Origin of the sequence: Streptomyces sp. NPDC002476 (assembly GCF_042889785.1) — a bacterium.
Lineage (GTDB): Bacteria > Actinomycetota > Actinomycetes > Streptomycetales > Streptomycetaceae > Streptomyces.
Genome location: NZ_JBIARH010000034.1, coordinates 65,587 through 80,072, shown reverse-complemented (window position 1 = coordinate 80,072; position 14,486 = coordinate 65,587). Strand labels below are relative to the sequence as shown.

Annotated in this window: 15 protein-coding genes and 2 pseudogenes; 5 read left to right on the top strand and 12 right to left on the bottom strand. The window is 69.4% G+C overall.

The annotated features are described in order from the left end of the window. Positions 1-474: 474 nt before the first annotated feature. A pseudogene (locus ACFYXM_RS29290) lies at positions 475-885 on the top strand (NUDIX domain-containing protein); the annotation flags it as partial. Between the two features lie 274 nt (positions 886-1,159). Further along, complete coding sequence (locus ACFYXM_RS29285) at positions 1,160-1,594, top strand: NUDIX domain-containing protein (RefSeq protein ID WP_389293818.1); 435 nt, start codon at positions 1,160-1,162, stop codon at positions 1,592-1,594. Here ACFYXM_RS29285 and ACFYXM_RS29280 read toward each other — a convergent pair. From ACFYXM_RS29280 to ACFYXM_RS29240, 9 genes are all read right to left on the bottom strand, one after another. Then, a complete protein-coding gene (locus tag ACFYXM_RS29280) occupies positions 1,566-2,312 on the bottom strand; it encodes a hypothetical protein (RefSeq protein WP_389293816.1) in 747 nt (248 codons plus the stop codon). The two genes, ACFYXM_RS29285 and ACFYXM_RS29280, sit on opposite strands and share 29 nt — an antisense overlap. A gap of 438 nt (positions 2,313-2,750) precedes the next feature. After that, entirely contained in the window at positions 2,751-3,617 is an 867-nt protein-coding gene (locus ACFYXM_RS29275) for a hypothetical protein (RefSeq protein WP_389293814.1), read from the bottom strand. Beyond that, positions 3,614-5,158 (bottom strand): radical SAM protein, encoded by a 1,545-nt coding sequence (locus ACFYXM_RS29270; protein WP_389293812.1) that lies wholly within the window; start codon positions 5,156-5,158, stop codon positions 3,614-3,616. Before ACFYXM_RS29270 ends, ACFYXM_RS29275 begins: the two co-directional genes overlap by 4 nt. Before the next feature lie 5 nt (positions 5,159-5,163). Next, the gene (locus tag ACFYXM_RS29265) at positions 5,164-5,889 is read right to left on the bottom strand and encodes a hypothetical protein (RefSeq protein ID WP_389293810.1); all 726 of its coding nucleotides are present in this window, start codon (positions 5,887-5,889) and stop codon (positions 5,164-5,166) included. Then, positions 5,886-6,509 (bottom strand): flavoprotein, encoded by a 624-nt coding sequence (locus tag ACFYXM_RS29260; RefSeq protein ID WP_389293809.1) that lies wholly within the window; start codon positions 6,507-6,509, stop codon positions 5,886-5,888. Before ACFYXM_RS29260 ends, ACFYXM_RS29265 begins: the two co-directional genes overlap by 4 nt. Before the next feature lie 293 nt (positions 6,510-6,802). Beyond that, complete coding sequence (locus ACFYXM_RS29255) at positions 6,803-10,018, bottom strand: lantibiotic dehydratase (RefSeq protein WP_389293807.1); 3,216 nt, start codon at positions 10,016-10,018, stop codon at positions 6,803-6,805. Between the two features lie 10 nt (positions 10,019-10,028). Then, positions 10,029-10,922, bottom strand: coding sequence for a cupin-like domain-containing protein (locus ACFYXM_RS29250; protein ID WP_389293828.1), 894 nt, complete (start codon positions 10,920-10,922; stop codon positions 10,029-10,031). Continuing rightward, positions 10,888-11,076, bottom strand: a complete 189-nt coding sequence (locus tag ACFYXM_RS29245) for a hypothetical protein (RefSeq protein WP_389293830.1) — start codon at positions 11,074-11,076, stop codon at positions 10,888-10,890. Before ACFYXM_RS29245 ends, ACFYXM_RS29250 begins: the two co-directional genes overlap by 35 nt. A 17-nt stretch (positions 11,077-11,093) precedes the next feature. Further along, entirely contained in the window at positions 11,094-11,495 is a 402-nt protein-coding gene (locus ACFYXM_RS29240; RefSeq protein WP_389293805.1) for a hypothetical protein, read from the bottom strand. A 221-nt stretch (positions 11,496-11,716) separates the two neighbouring features. Here ACFYXM_RS29240 and ACFYXM_RS29235 point away from each other — a divergent pair, with 221 nt between their 5' ends. Further along, on the top strand, positions 11,717-12,040 hold the full coding sequence (locus ACFYXM_RS29235; protein WP_389293803.1) for a hypothetical protein: 324 nt from the start codon (positions 11,717-11,719) through the stop codon (positions 12,038-12,040). Between the two features lie 11 nt (positions 12,041-12,051). Here the strand turns inward: ACFYXM_RS29235 and ACFYXM_RS29230 are convergent, their stop codons facing one another. The 3 genes from ACFYXM_RS29230 to ACFYXM_RS29220 all read right to left on the bottom strand — a co-directional run bounded on the left by ACFYXM_RS29230 (position 12,052) and on the right by ACFYXM_RS29220 (position 12,999). Continuing rightward, positions 12,052-12,255 carry a hypothetical protein gene (locus ACFYXM_RS29230; protein ID WP_389293801.1) on the bottom strand — a complete coding sequence of 68 codons (204 nt, stop codon included), beginning with the start codon at positions 12,253-12,255 and terminating at the stop codon, positions 12,052-12,054. A 148-nt stretch (positions 12,256-12,403) separates the two neighbouring features. Further along, positions 12,404-12,658 carry a helix-turn-helix transcriptional regulator gene (locus ACFYXM_RS29225; RefSeq protein ID WP_389293799.1) on the bottom strand — a complete coding sequence of 85 codons (255 nt, stop codon included), beginning with the start codon at positions 12,656-12,658 and terminating at the stop codon, positions 12,404-12,406. Further along, complete coding sequence (locus tag ACFYXM_RS29220; protein ID WP_389293797.1) at positions 12,574-12,999, bottom strand: hypothetical protein; 426 nt, start codon at positions 12,997-12,999, stop codon at positions 12,574-12,576. Before ACFYXM_RS29220 ends, ACFYXM_RS29225 begins: the two co-directional genes overlap by 85 nt. A gap of 363 nt (positions 13,000-13,362) precedes the next feature. Here ACFYXM_RS29220 and ACFYXM_RS29215 point away from each other — a divergent pair. Together ACFYXM_RS29215 and ACFYXM_RS29210 are read left to right on the top strand one after the other, a co-directional pair. Continuing rightward, positions 13,363-13,689: pseudogene (locus tag ACFYXM_RS29215) on the top strand (alpha/beta hydrolase fold domain-containing protein); the annotation flags it as partial. Beyond that, positions 13,682-14,407, top strand: coding sequence for a GPR1/FUN34/YaaH family transporter (locus ACFYXM_RS29210; RefSeq protein ID WP_389293795.1), 726 nt, complete (start codon positions 13,682-13,684; stop codon positions 14,405-14,407). The pseudogene ACFYXM_RS29215 and the gene ACFYXM_RS29210, both read left to right, overlap by 8 nt. Positions 14,408-14,486: the final 79 nt, after the last annotated feature.

The window sequence follows — 14,486 nt, the reverse complement described above, 5'->3', positions numbered from 1 at the left end:
CGGTTCACGAGTCACCCGGACCGGCGTCCTACGGCACGCTACGAGCGGCCAACCCGACCGCGTCCCGCTTTCCCCATATAAGTCGGCGGTTCAGTTCGCCCACCGGGCCGGGCCGGGCACGGCACGGAACGGATCTGACTGGGCGAGGAGTTCCGGCAGCGCATCGCCACCGAGCCGGGCACCTGGACCCAGCGGAGCCGGCTGCCATACGGGTGGCGGGTCGACACCGTCCGCCGCATCGCCCACAGCATGGACGCACTCACAGCCGGCCATGAAGCCAGCATCGCCATCGCCATCAACATGCTCCGCAGCTACGGTGTGCACCTCGCCTGGAACGCCCGAGACGGCTCGTGAACCCATGGCCCATCCGCGACAGCAACACCCCGCCGACAGCTAGCTCGGCGGGCGATCGCCCTCCCGTCGGCGCCACGTCGGCGGCCTTCCCCACGTCCTCCGCCAAGAAGGAGCCCTTTGATGGACGCCTCGCCGGACACGAGCCCCACGGGCCTTCCCCCTCAGCCACGGATGTCCGACGCCGAGTACGCCCGTTCCCGTCACGCGGTCTGGATGAGCGCCGCGGCGCTGTTCACCGACACGCTCGGCCGCGTCCTGCTGGTCCAGCCCGCCTACCGCAAGCAGTGGTTGCTGCCCGGCGGGGCCGCCGAGCACGGAGAGAGCCCCGCACAGGCCTGCGCGAGGGAGGTACGCGAAGAACTCAGCCTGGCGCGGCAACCGGGGCGGCTCCTTGCCGTGCACTGGCTGCCCCCGGACCACCTGGACGTCAGAGCCGGGATGGCCATGCCTGGTGAGGTCCGCTACATCCTGGACGGCGGTACCCTCACCCAGCAGGAGATCGCGACGCTGCGCGTACCCGCTGATGAGCTCCTGGGATTCGAGTTCGTCGACTCGACACAGGCACGCGAGCGGATGATCCCGGTCGACGGGCAGATCTTGCTCGCCGCGTTACGGGCGCGGCTGTCCGGCACGACCGCACACCTGGAGGGCGGCCGGCATGTTGGGAAGGTGCCGCCGCTGGACCGCCGCGACGTGTATGTCCGACCGCGGGCCGGCCGTACGTGTCCCTGGCATCTGGAACCAGTGCCGGACGATCTGCCGGTGAAGCAGGCATGGGGGTGGCTGTTTCGCGCCGGACGGCCGCGTGGTCCTCGTCGTCGACCCCGGCAACCAGCTCCCCGTCCTACCCGGCGGCACCGTCGAGACCACGGACGCCGCGCCGGAGGCGACGCTGCGGCGCGAGGCGATCGAGGAGGCCCAGGTGACGATCGGCGACGACCTCGTTCGGCTGGGCTGGGTCTATGACGCGACCGGTGACGTCTACGGCGGAATCGGGCCGTGCGCACGCCTCCGCCTCGCCGCCCCCATCACGAAGGTCGGACCGACAGGGGTGGATCCGGCCACCGGCCGCACCTTCGCACGGCTGCTCGCCGCCCCCGCCCAGGCGGCCGCGCTTCTGGGCTGGGGCGAGAACGGCTACCGGCAGGCCGAACTCGCCGCCCGCTGGGCGCACGAGCGATGGAACATCCCCCACGCGGCACCGGGCCCAGTCACCGAACTCCGCGAGACGCATGCATGAGCGCGCCAATCGCCTCGGCACACGGTCCGCGCGGAACAATCCACGGCGAACCCCAGCATCGTCGCGCCAGTTGAGAGGGCTTCCGCGCGAGCGGGTCACAGGCTTGTGGATCCGGATCGCTCTGGAGCGTGCGGGCCAGGTAGGAGCAGTCCGGCAGTTGCTCGACCACGGGGAGTACGAGGTCCTTGCGGACGCGCCACAGGAGGTCCGCCCCGGTTGCCGCGGCTTTGCACCACAGGTCCACGCCGTAGAACACACGGTCGGCCAGCAGCAGCATCCCCGGCCGCAGAGACACCAGGACCGCCCGGGCCAGAGTCTGCTCTCCGGCGCGCAGAGCTCCGACCGCGGCATCGAAGACGGCATGGGAGCCGCACTCCACCAGGCCGACCATGCGTAACTGCGGGCAGCCGACGTTCTGTTCACCCCGTCCGGAGCGAGGTGGACGGCCGAAGACGTCCACGTTCGCCTTCGTGTTCCGGGGCATTTCCGGGCCAAGCCCGAGTTGACGCCCCTCTGCAGCGTCCTCGCGCTCGTCCCACCGCCGCATGGAGTCCTCGGTGAGACGGTTCGTGTGGTGACGCGCCTCGGCGAGGAACTTGCCGTAGTGGCGGAAGAGCACCTGGATGCGCTGCCCCCGCTCGGCGCGCGAACTCGGCTGGATCGCCTCCGAAGGCCGGCCGACGCCGAGCCCGAGTGGCGCCGCGACGACCCCGGCCAACCCCGCAGGTCGGCCTCCCGAGCGATGCGGAACAACACCCCGGCCAACATCGGCAGAACCGCGGCCATCTGCCCGAACCCCGTCCGGGTCAGCGCCTTCGTGGCGCACGCACGACTGGCCCCGCGCAGCCTACCGCCGAACAGCTCCGGCTCCGAGTCCGAGAGCCGACTCACCTCCGGCCCACGTTCCTTCCGCGGCTCTTCTCGTGGTGCGGCCCAGGTCACCGTAGGCCCCTCGGGGATCGTCCGGATACGTAGTCAGGCTCGATGACCGGGTCGCAATATCGAACGCGCGTATTTCGGAGGGACTCCGAACCGCCGTATCGAGCCGGTCCCGGATCTTGCGGGATGCATGAACCACTGCCCGGCGGCAGAACCGCGCCGCACGCGGGTGGCCGGTATGCCGCGTCCCACGCGATGCGGTTCGCCGCGGTTCGAGTCACGAACCGCCGACGACCACGGGGTCGACCTGCTCCGTGAAGCTACTCCACGCCATCCACTGTTCGGGATGTGCTGTCACCCATCGTTCGAGGCAGCCGCCGTAGGCCAGGACTGCACGCTCGGTATCGTCCGGCAGCGGTGCGCTGCCCCGCGGGGAGGGATGTCCACCGATGTCCGGAACGGTCATCGCCCGCGTCTCCAGGGACCGTCGCGAGGCAAGGGTGAGCAGCCCGACAGGGACATCCAGCCGACCGCCCAGGAACGGCAGGCTGCGTCGCTGCCGCGTGCCCGGATAACTGGTGTCGACGTTCGCGACGATCACGCTGTCCGTACGCAGCCACCGGCGGATGTCGGAGGATCCCAGACCTGTGACGGACAGCGGCTCTCCGCGCCGCAACCGCTCCTGGTAGAAGCGCAGCACCAGCGGGTTGCGGTCGTGCACGACGGGGTACACCGGTCGCCCCGTGGCCTCTTCGACAAGCAGGGGCAACAGCAGCGCGTGGCCGAGCTGCGCGGTGAGGAGGAGCCTGGCCGTGCCGGCCAGTGAGCCGGCGGCACGGACGGCGTCGTCCCAGCCGGGGACCGCCCGGCCAGGGCCTGCCCGCATGACGTCGTGCAAGCACAGGTAGTAGTCGGCGGTCCAGCTCACGAAGGCCATCACGGGATCGCCGGAGCGGCGCCACCGTGCCACATACGGCGCGCCATGGCAGCGGAGAAACAGTTTCAGGTCCTCGCCGATCACGTCGATCAGCAGGCGCAGCACGTGGCGGTGGCGCTCCCCGCGGCGTGTCATGGGCGGCGGATGCCCGTCGAGTGCCCGCAGGACGGCCGCGTCCCAGTCGGATCCCGTCACCTGGATGGTCATCGCGGCGGGGCGGCCGAGGCGTCGAGCACCGCTCCGGCGCGCTGTCTGGCTCGCCGGTAGTACTCACGCAGCGCGGACCCCGGCCTGGAGACGTCCGCGAGGATACGGGGAAAGAGCGCGAGCCGGGTGGCGCATTCCAGGTCGTCGACGGCGAACAGGGAGCCCTTGTTGATCAGGGCCCGGGCCGGGCAGGTACCGGCACACTGGTGCAGCCAGGGACAGGAGGCGCAGGGTGCGTCGTTGAGGAGCCAGCCCTCCCGCTCCCGCAGTGCGGCGGCCGAGGGCGAGTTCCGGCTCCGGGCCGTCAGGCCGGTCTCCGGTGCGGCGGCCTCGGCACCGGAGAGCGACAGCGCGGTCCGGCCTGGCGGAAGCAGCTGAAAGGCTGGGTGGTACGTGCAGTCGCACGCGCGCACGGCACCCACGGCGTCCAGGACCAGGAGATCGGTGGATGCTCCGCAGGGCATCTTCATGCACATGTTGGGGCGGTCCAAGCTCAGGAAGGGTTCGATAAGCTGCACCAGGTTGGTGATGTAGGGCGGCTCGGATGCGCCGTCGAGCACCTCGGCCAGCCGTGCGGCGAGGAAGTCGACGAACAGCGTCCGGAAGTTTTGGGTCTCCGGTGTGCCGTCGGCACGGCCCTCGGCGTCGGCGGGCAGCAACTTCCAGGAAAGGACACCCAGTTCGCGAAAGAAGGTCCAGGTCCGTTCGAGCTGATCGGAGGTGGTGTCGGTGCCGACGACACTGATGTAGCCCACTTCGCGCCGCATGAACTCGGGAAACCGGTCGATGGTCGCGGCGATGCGGTCGAACGTCCCGGCGCCGCCGTGGTCGACGCGGTGCCGGTCATGGACATCGCGTGGGCCGTCCAGGGAGACGCCGACGCTGAAATCGTGTGTGCGCAGGAAGTCGATCGTCCGCTCGTCCAGGTGCAGCCCGTTGGTCTGGATGGTGAACCGCACCGCCGCGCCCACGTGGTCCGCCTGCGCTCGGGCGAACTCCACGAGATCGCGGATCTGGCGGAACCTGAGCATGGGTTCTCCGCCGTGGAACATCAGCATGAGGCGGTGTCCGGGCTGCAGGCACTCCCGGATGAGCTGCCGGGCCAGTTCGGAGCTCATCCGCCCCGGCCACCGGCGCTCGTCGTAGTCGTAGCAGTAGTCGCAGGCCATGTCGCAGGATCCGGTGAGCTTGAGCAGCAGCGCCGTCGGCGGCTCCGAGGACTCCCCGTCGCGCTGGGACGGGACGCCACGCAGCCCGGTGCGCCCGCCGATGAAGAGCAGACCGGCATCGTAGAGCGCGCGGACGGTGTCGGCCGCGGCGGCGAAGTCGGGCCATGCCGTAAGCGCCGCAATGTTCGTTCCGTGGAGCGCGTCGAGCAGGGCACAGCCGGGCAGCGGGAGGCGGAGCCACCCCGGTCGGCCATGGGGCAGGAGCAGGACGTCCCCGCCGGCAACGGGGACGCGGTAGTGGCGGGCCACCTGGATCTCGTCGTCGGCGGACAGGTGTTCCCAGCCAGGCAGTGGTGTGACCGTGTACTTCATCGTGGTCAGCAGCAGGTGGTCTTGGACCAGGCAGCCCCGCCGTTGGGGAGTTCGGTGGTGGTCTGCGCCACTTCCCGCACGTCGAACTTTCCGTACTGGTCGACGTTGAAGCCGCTCTCGTTGAGGAAGCGGTGGATCTCCGGGCTTACTCGCGAGGTGAACGGCACGTCCGGGCCGCCCAGCGCCACCGCGTTGCGGGACGCGATCGCTTCGAGGTCCACGCCGTGCGTCCGCAGATAGGCCCTTGCCTGCTCCGGCAGCCGGCAGTCCCCGAAGAGGGCGGTGACCACGTCCTGGGTCAGGTCGGACGAGTCCGAGATGTCCTTGTCGATGCCCGCGGGGAGCTTGAGGCGGATCTCCAGGGAGTTGCTCGGCGGCTGTGTGCCCTCGTAGGCGTCATAGGTGTAGGACACCAGTACGCAACCTCCCGAGGTCAGGTCGATGCCGTGCCGCTTGCACGCCTCGGCGAGCCGCTCGGTCGGGACGAACTCGACGGCTCCCGGGGACGGGCAGACGCCGAGGGACGGGCGTTGGGAGAGCGCGGCGAGGTGGTTGAAGTCGACGCCCTCGGCGGTGAGGGCGTCGCGCAGTTCGGGCCGTACACGGTCGCTGCCGAAGAGGAATCGGGCCAGCGACTGCTCGAATCGGGCACGCTGTTCCACCGGGACGGGGATCGGAACGAGCACCTCGATCCGGATCACGGATGTCCCCTGGGTCTTCGTCACGTTCATGTCCGCTGTTCCTCCTTTTCCGGGCCGGGCAGGCCGGCGCGCAGGTGCGTTCTGGTCAGCGCCGCCAATGTCGCCGCGACCTCGGTGATGTGGGGGGCCGTTCCGTCGCGGGTGTCCAGCACATGGGCGCCGTTCTCCTGCAGCCGTCGTACGTTGTGCTGCACCAGTCGGCTCGCCCACATCCGCGGATGCATCGACGGCACCAGGAGCGTGGGGATGCCAGTGGCGCACAGCAGAGTGGTGGCCGCCAGGTCGTCCGCCGCTCCGGTCGCCGCCCGGGCCATGAATCCGGCCGAGGCGGGGTACACCAGCACGCGTCGAGCCACATCGGAGAGCCAGACGTGGAGCGGCTGCAGCGTGGGCGCCAGGCTCTCCCGGGTGAGGACGGGGCAGCGGCCCAGATGACGCAGGGCCGCCGGTGTGACGAATCGCTGTGCCGCTTCGGTGAGGATCACGGCTGTGGGGCCGGGATCCGTGGAGGCCAGCTCGTGCAGCAGGCCGCCGAGGTTCACCGCGGCCACCGAACCGGTGCCGATTACCAGGGTGAGGCCGTCGCGACAGGCCCGCTCGACGAACGCGTCCGTGAGCCCGGGAACGTGATCACCGGTGCAACCGGGCATCCATGCCTCCAGGGCGCGGCTCGTCGTGGCGTCGGCGCCGTGGGCCGGCGGTTGCCGCAGTCCATCGCTATCAAGTCGCGGGAGGCCGTCCCGGCAGGGCGCTCTGTGCCGGGACGGCCGTTCATCCGGACAGCGCATTCCGCCGCGGAGTCGGAGACCGGCCGGGTCGTGTCGAGCCCGAGTTCATGCGCCGGTGGTGGATCACATCACCGCGTCCGTGACCCGGGTCCTGCGGCCGTTCCACGCCATGTACATGCACCCGCTGCTCGTGGAGCCGTTCCTGCGAGCGGGCTTCACGCCTGTGTACCGGCGCGACGAGCATGGGATGCTTCTGCGCCGCGGCTGAGGTGGGTCGACGCGTCGTAGAGCCGGCACAGGAAGTCGCAGATCAGCAGTTCCTGCGGCCGGGCGCCGGACCGCAGCACCCGGTTCGCGTGCATGTGCAGAAACGTGCTCGCCAGCACGGACAGGGGCCGAGTGAGCCGTCCCGCGACGGCCTCGGCGCGCAGGCGCTCGACCCAGGGGCGGATGACACGGGACCGTGCCGCCAGCGCGGACTGTGCGGGCGCCGCCGCCGCGCCGGGCTCCAGCAGTACCCGGAGCCTGGGGCGTTCGGCACGGTAGCGCGCACCGATCCTGCGCCGGGCCTGACCGTCCAGTGCCAACTCCGCGCTCAGCCGGTCGCGGGCGGCCCCCACCACGACACGCTTGTCTGCCAGGGAGAGGCCGAAGTCGGTCAGCAGCCGGTCCCAGCCGACGAGCACCATGCGCCAGCGGTCCTCGGGGGGTACGGAGTCGACGATGTCCAGGGCGGCATCGCTGTCCGCGTGGAAGAGCCGTTCCGCGAGCTGGACGGCGCCGCCGTAGCGCTCGATCTCCCGTTCGTACGTGTCGAGCTGCAGGGTTCGGACCAGTCTGTCGCCCCCAGTTCCGGCGACCGCGTCATGGAGCGTCGGCAGCACCTCGTTGAGCAGGCGGGAGGGTTCGCCGTGCATCCGCAGCCGGATGTGCCAGTCGGGGTCCGAGTAGCGGACGAAGAACCACTGGTCGACGGCTCCGCTGTCCCGGAAGCGTGCGACGAGCGGACGTACGATCCGCCGCAGCACGGCGTCCGCCCCGGCCGTGCCCGTGTACAGCTTGGCGTAGAGCCACTCCGAGCCGGGGCCGAAGGCGCGCCGGACGGCAGGCGCCGGCGCCGGTCCGCGCGCGGGCCGCACGGAGGGCACAGGCCGCGAAGTTGTGCCCTCCGTCCGCAGGAACGGAAGCACGATCTCGTGCGCGTAGCGGCCCTCGGGCCCAGTGACCAGCAATTGGTCGGGGTCGTGGAACGACTCCACCAACGAGACGCCCGAGCGGTTCCCGGCCATGTGCGCCAGCATCTCCACGCACAGCACGTTGTCGAGATCGAGCGGCAGGAGCTGGTCCCTTTCGGCCACAGCCACCCAGCGGGGCAGGCGCACACGACGGCGCAGGGACTGCACCGCGGTGAAGAGGGCCGCGTCATGGAGCCTTCCGAGCGGGGTGAGCTGGTCCGCCGAGAGGTTCCAGCGGGCGCGCGACAGCACCAGCCGCCCGGCGGTGACCCGAGGCAGAAAGGGAGCGGTCGCCAGGCGGCCGAAAGAGAAGGACAGCGAGCCGGTCCGCTCCTGCGCCTGGACCATTCCGAGGAACCGGTAGAGGGCAAGATTGCCGGCGCCTCGGAAGTCGTGCGCGGTCGTCAGACGAGGGACGACTTCCCGGCCCAGCCGCGCGGACCGCAGGAGGACCCGGTCCTGAACGACGGAGACGAGGAGGTCCGTCACCGGGATCTGCTGCTCGGGTGGTGCGTCGGACCGGCCCAGGTAGGGAATCTCGTGGTCCCGCAGCCGGGGCCGGGCCAGTACGTTGCCGACTCGGCCCTCCGGCAGGTGCACCACCTCCGCGAAGACGGCGTCGGGCCGCAACCTCTCCTCCGCCCGTAGATGAGCCCGCACCCGTTCCCGCAGTTCGTCCTCGGCATGGCAGAAGCGGCCCAGGGGGTTCGCGCCGGAGGGGCCCCCGACGCCGGACAGCAGGACACGGAAACTGCCCTGCGCCAGTGCCTGCTCGCTACCGGCGAGCACCGTGGCCAGCACACTGAATGCCTCGGGCAGGGGGGATGGTTCCCCGATGGCCGCCAAGGCCTCCACTTCCCGCTCCCCCAGCGCGATCTCCTCAGCGCCGTCGTGGTAGGCCGAGGTGAGCCACCGCAGCAGAAGCGCTTCGCGACGCGGGTGCGACGGCTTCCCGGTGCCTTCCGTGTCGGGAGGGCCATCCCCATGGTGCGTGGCCGGGAAGCCGATGCCCGTGTCGTCGTCCAGGACCTCGCACAGCGGGACTGCGCGGTGCCCGTAGCGCCGCTGGAAGGTCTCCCGGAACTGGCCGAGCGGATCCGGGGTGCGTGTGCCGCCCACACGCTGGAGCAATGACAGTCCTCTGGTGATCTCGTCGATCACCTCGCTCCCCAGGTTCGCCGTCACGGCCGGTTTGATCAGATCCACGTGGAACGGACCGGCGCGTTCGGCCGGGACCGGCAACGCTTCGAGGCTCGCACCGAGCCGGTCGTAGGCCGTGGGGTGGGATCCCGGTGGCGCCGAGTCGAGCACGGCGAGTTCGTCGCGCACCCGCTTCAGCCGGGAGGCGGCACGTTCGACCGAAGGGCACCCGGAGATCCCGGCCAGAGTGTCGACGACACCCTGGAGCGGTTCAGGGCCGCTCACCGTGGGCTGGAGCTTCGGTACCAGAATGTGGTGGTCGATCAGCTCCTCGATGAAGTCCCGTGCCTCTTCCCGGGTGATGGCGGGCTCCGCGGCCCCGACCACTGCGGCGAGTTCGGCCGGGCGGGCCCCGGCCCCTTCGAACACCGTCTCCAGCGCATCCGGGGCCGCCACCGCAACCAGCTGGTAGGTCCTTCCTTCGTCCGATGCGTGAGGGGCGGCGTAGCGAAATCCGCCACCCGCCCGGTAGAGGCTGGAGTTGGGGATGAAGGGCAGGCACTCTCGAACGTCCGGGTCGACGCGCAGCGCGTCGCAGAGCGAAGCCAGGTACCCGCAGTCGAGGCGCGTATGACGCCGGTACCGGCCCGTTGGGGCCAGATGCAGAACGGTCCGGGACGTATGGGTCGATCCGACCGAGACACCGGCGAAGAGGCCGAACGGGGTGGGCCGGCCCGACATGCGTGCCGCGTAACGCAGCAGGCTCCGTTCCACCTTCCGCCCTCGGCGCCCATCCGGACTTCGGCGCCACTCGGAGATGCCTGCGGCCAGCGACGGCGAGGCGATGGCCAGCGCCTCGCGCACCTCCGGGCGCTCGCTCCAGGCCCGTAACCGGTCCCGCACACGCCATCGATCGCGCTCCAGCACGGCGTCGAGCAGACCGGGTTCGGTACAGGACGCGGCCTCCAGACCTTCTCCGAAGGAGAGCAAGGTGTCGACGGGAAGGTAGGGCGTGCGCAGGACGAAGAAGTCGTCCGCTCTCCACGGAGCGCGCATGGGACGCATATCAGCCTCGCCGACTGGCCCCCGGCAGGGGAAGCCGGGAACGACGGGATCTGAGGACGGTGACACCCCTGGCGCGGCCACGTCGCAACAGCAGTGGCCACAGGCTGCGGTTCACCAGGCCCTGCGGGAAGGGGCGGGGCCAGAAGAAATTCACGTTCACCGCCCATGCGGAGACCACCGTGACCTGATGGAACCAGCCGACAGGGATGTAGAGCGACTCCCCCGGACGGAGGACGCACCGCAGGCCGGCGGTCCGCCGCGCCAATGGAAACCTTTCAAATTCGGGCGCATTTGGATCGAAGCGACAGTGGGTGGCGCCGGGGATGCGGTAGACGAAGCGTGATTGCGATGGCGGAAAGAGCACGAATTCCTTGCGACCGACAATCTGTGTGTTGCAGTTGGGCTTCACGTCGGAGTGGAGCCCGCATGACGTCCCCAGAACTCCGCACCAGAAATTGGTGTCGACGGGCTTCTTCCGGTACCAGCCGGGAACGGGCAGGCTCACCGCGAGGTCCTTCGACAGTCGCTCCAGCTTGGCGTCGAGGTAATAGAATCGCTCCGGCCGGATGCGCCGGATCGCACTGGTCGCCCGTTGCGCGTCCGGCGACTCGCCGATGTTTTCGCGGATGGCCTCGGCGGTTTCGACCACCCAATCCATGTAGTGGAGAAATGAGATGCACCCGCCTTCCCCCAGGTTCTGGAAGAAGTTAACCGGTGGCCCCTCGACTTCCCGAACCGGAACCTCCCTTTCCCCTACCACCGACTTCAGATAGTCGGCGCTCCACACCTGTGGGGCCACTTGTCCGGGTGGCCAGCCGAAGACCACCCTGGGCTCGCCGCCCCCATAAGGAGGCCGGAAATCAGCCCACGATACGCGGGGAACCGGGACCAGCATCATCGCGGTCGTCCTCATACGCGGTCTCGTCGTCGATGGGGCAGGTCCAGAGGCTGTCTCCCCGGGCGGTGAGTACCGAGTGCGTCAAGTCGCCGACGACCTCTCGCCTGAGATCCAGCCGCTTCAGGCGGACTGATTTCTCGTTCGTTTCCATGGTGACCGGACCTCTTCCTATTTCAGAACGGCTTCCCGCAACAACTTCATTCCCACCCGCTCAGAGTGCTGCGAACAACTCGGCTTCCCGATGTCGAGACCGGCGGCCAGGGCGCGCATCTTCTCGTTGTAACCGTCCAGCGCCGCCATGTCCGGCAGTTCGACAAGGAGCATGACGTCCCAGTCGTCAGGATTTCCGAGCGGTGCGAGCAGCGTACGGTATCCGAGGATGATTCGCTGCTGCTTGGCAGCCTCCATCAGGGGCTTCCAATTGACCCCAAGGCATGACAGGTAGGAATGCGTCTGCCCTTGCTTGGCACGAATGAACTGGATGGACCAGACCGAACCCTCGGTATAAGCGGCGCCCTTCGCGGTTGCCTCTCCCTCGGTCCTCATTGATGGTGCTTCCGTATCGTTCACCGGCGCTCCTCGACCCGATCTTCCGACTGTGCGCTCCCATATTTCGGTCGTGTGGGCCCGGGCGCAAGTCGGGCATTGGAAGAACTCTGGCATCCGAGTTGAAAAGGCGTTCCCCTTGGTTCTCCTTACGCCACCCGCATGAAGGTCGCCTTGCGGGCAGCCGACTTCACCTCGTTACTGAGAGGACGACACCCCGGAGCCCCATCCGAAAGGATCCGATGATGGCAGAGCAGGTAAGTGGCACAGCTCAGTGGACGATGATCGACAAGGTCTCGGAGGAGATCCGGTCCGAGCCGTGGAGCATGTACTGGCGTGAATGGAAGAGCGAGAGCGAGGAGTTCGCCCGCTTTCTCCGTGACCCGATCAGCGTGCTCGCAGGCGACATCCGCGAGGTCGAGCGGGATTGGACGGTGTCCTCCACCATCGCCAACCATCACGTGGGCATCGGTCACAGCCCCATCTGCATTGTCGCGATTTCCGTGCCGAGCGAGCGCCGCGTCTATCTGTGGATGTACAAGCACGCCCCGAACGGAGCGGGCACGTAGGCGCCCTCCGGTCATCTTCTCGGCTTCACCCGCGTGAAGGCCGCCGACCTCCAGGCCGGTCTGCCGGCTGCCGCCTCGGAGCCGGGCAGTCGTGGATGGTGCGCTTCCTCCTCACGGTCGCCGTAGAGCATCGTGACGTCGATGCGCAGGTTCTCGTAGCCGGACCGGAAGCGGACGGCATCCGAGGCGTGGAAGAGGTCGGAGCTGAAGATCACCGCTCGGTTCTGCCGGTAGGGGATCGTCGTGCGGCGCGCCGGTCGGTCCTGCTAAGCCGCGACTGCGCCGGCCAGCGAAGAACCTTCGGCCTCTGCCTGCCTCGTCAGTGAAACAGTCTCTCTCCCCGTTCACGACGAGCGCGTGCCGTCACCCCTCGGCACGAGGGGACGCCGCCGCGCCCTGGATCCGGAGCCGTCGCCATTCGCGTGGTGTGACCCCATAGGCCGTGCGGAACCGGCGGCTGAAATGGCTGGGGCTGGTGAATCCGCAGCGGGCAGCCACTGCGGACACGGGTAGGCCGACGTGGCGCGGAGAGGTCAGCAAGCGGCAGGCCGCTTCCAGCCGTTCACCGATGACCCACTGTTCCAAGCTGATGCCGGCGCGGGCGAGGACGGCGTACAACTGGCGCCGGGAGACGGCGTGTTCCCTGGCGAAGAGCCCAGGGTGTACCGCTCGCCACCGTTCTCGGCGTGGTGGACGCCGCGGCTCTGGAGCGAGACGGACACCACCGGGCGGTCGCGGTGCCATCGCACGTGTCTGGCCGTCCGCCGTACCTCGAAGCCGGTGCTGCGTGCGTCGACGAGGTCGAGCGCGCCCACTCGCCATGCCTCGATGCGTGCGCGCATCCCTGTATCGGGCACTTCGTGGACGATGTCGTTCGGCACCGACGCGTCCGTCAGGGCGTGATGGAACGCCTCTACCCGATCCTGCGGATCGAAGGTGTCCAGATCCAACAGCAGCACGCAGTCCCCCCTCTGAATCAGACCCGTTGGGCGCCTCCCTTGCATTGTCGGACAACCGGCGGCCTTCTCCCGGCCGAACTCTGCACGGAGGGTCAAGTCCCTTGCACCCAGGGACAACCTGGGCCGCTCGTACCCGTCTACGTTCTGGATTGCCACGCGAACCCGTTACGAGGGACGTACATTGACGGAATCCGGACCGCGGCGCCCTTCCCGTCCCCGCTGAGAGGCCGGACCATGAACGACCACGTACCCGTCACCCCCGTCGCACCCGTTCTGGAGCCGGCCGCGGCCGAGTTCGCCCGGGCCACGGCCAAGCCGCCGTACCTGTTCCAGACCCCGCCGGCCGAGGGTCACAAGGCCGTCGACGAGGTGCAGTGGTTCTGGGACCAGTGCACGACCGATGAGACCGACCGCGCCCGGATCACCGCCTCCCCGCTGCGCGCCACCACCGAGCAGCTGACGGGCCTGCCTCCGGCCCTGGTGATCACCGCGGAGGCCGATGTCCTGCGTGACGAGGGCGAGGCCTACGCCAACAAGCTGCGCGCCGCCGGAGTACCGGCCACCGCCGTCCGCTACCAGGGCATCATCCACGACTTCGTGATGCTCAACGCCCTGCGCGAGACGTACGCGGCCCAGTCGGCGATCGAGCTCGCCACCCGTACGCTGCGGAAGGCCCTGGCCGATGGCTGAGCCGACCTCGCCGACGGCGGACGCGGGCGACGATCCGCTCGGCGGCGGACGGCACTTCGAGCCCGATCTACGACGGATGACCCGGATCAACCTGCGGCCGATCGCGTCCCCGATGCCCCTCGGCTTCTACACCGTCGCCATCGCCTCCGTGATCGTCGGCTGCTTCCAGCTGGGCGTCTTCGAGGAGAGCGGGCGGCGGGCCGTCGGCCTGGCGATCCTGCCCGCCTTCGTCCTCCAACTCCTGGTGGCCTTCCTCGCCTTCGGCGCGCGGGACGTCCTGGCGGCCACGCTGATGGCCTGCTTCTCCGGCCTGTGGCTGGCGAGTTCACTGACCATGGTCCTCGATCCGCCGGACGGCGTGCGCGTCCTGGGCGTCCTCAACGCCGTCTTCGCGCTGTTCGCCCTGCTGATGGCAGTCGTGGCGGGGCGCAAGCGTGCCCTGTGGCTGGTGCTGTGCACAGCGGTGCCCCGGTTCACCGTGGCAGCGCTCGCCAACCTCACCGGAACCGAATGGCTGGGTACCCTCTCCGGATGCCTCGGGCTGCTGCTGGCCGCCGTCGCCCTGTACGCGGCGTTCGCGCTGATGCTGGAGGACATGCGCGGCGAGGAGGTCCTGCCCATCGGCCGTAGCGGACCCGCCCATCACGCCGTGGAGGGCAGCCTGGCCGTCCAGTTGAGGAACCTCGAACGGCAGGCCGGCGTACGCCGCACGCTCTGAGCCTCCGCCCGCTTCGAGGCCCCGCGCGCCCGGCCCTCGCCGTCAGCCCGATCCGCACAGTCCGTGACGTACGGCTCCT

Coding starts and splice junctions, on each gene's coding strand:
- ACFYXM_RS29275 (WP_389293814.1), bottom strand. CDS start 3,617: ATGACCATCCAGGTGACGGGATCCGACTGGGACGCGGCCGTCCTGCGG.
- ACFYXM_RS29270 (WP_389293812.1), bottom strand. CDS start 5,158: ATGAAGTACACGGTCACACCACTGCCTGGCTGGGAACACCTGTCCGCC.
- ACFYXM_RS29265 (WP_389293810.1), bottom strand. CDS start 5,889: ATGAACGTGACGAAGACCCAGGGGACATCCGTGATCCGGATCGAGGTG.
- ACFYXM_RS29260 (WP_389293809.1), bottom strand. CDS start 6,509: ATGCCCGGTTGCACCGGTGATCACGTTCCCGGGCTCACGGACGCGTTC.
- ACFYXM_RS29255 (WP_389293807.1), bottom strand. CDS start 10,018: ATGCGCGCTCCGTGGAGAGCGGACGACTTCTTCGTCCTGCGCACGCCC.
- ACFYXM_RS29250 (WP_389293828.1), bottom strand. CDS start 10,922: ATGCTGGTCCCGGTTCCCCGCGTATCGTGGGCTGATTTCCGGCCTCCT.
- ACFYXM_RS29245 (WP_389293830.1), bottom strand. CDS start 11,076: ATGGAAACGAACGAGAAATCAGTCCGCCTGAAGCGGCTGGATCTCAGG.
- ACFYXM_RS29235 (WP_389293803.1), top strand. CDS start 11,717: ATGGCAGAGCAGGTAAGTGGCACAGCTCAGTGGACGATGATCGACAAG.
- ACFYXM_RS29210 (WP_389293795.1), top strand. CDS start 13,682: ATGGCTGAGCCGACCTCGCCGACGGCGGACGCGGGCGACGATCCGCTC.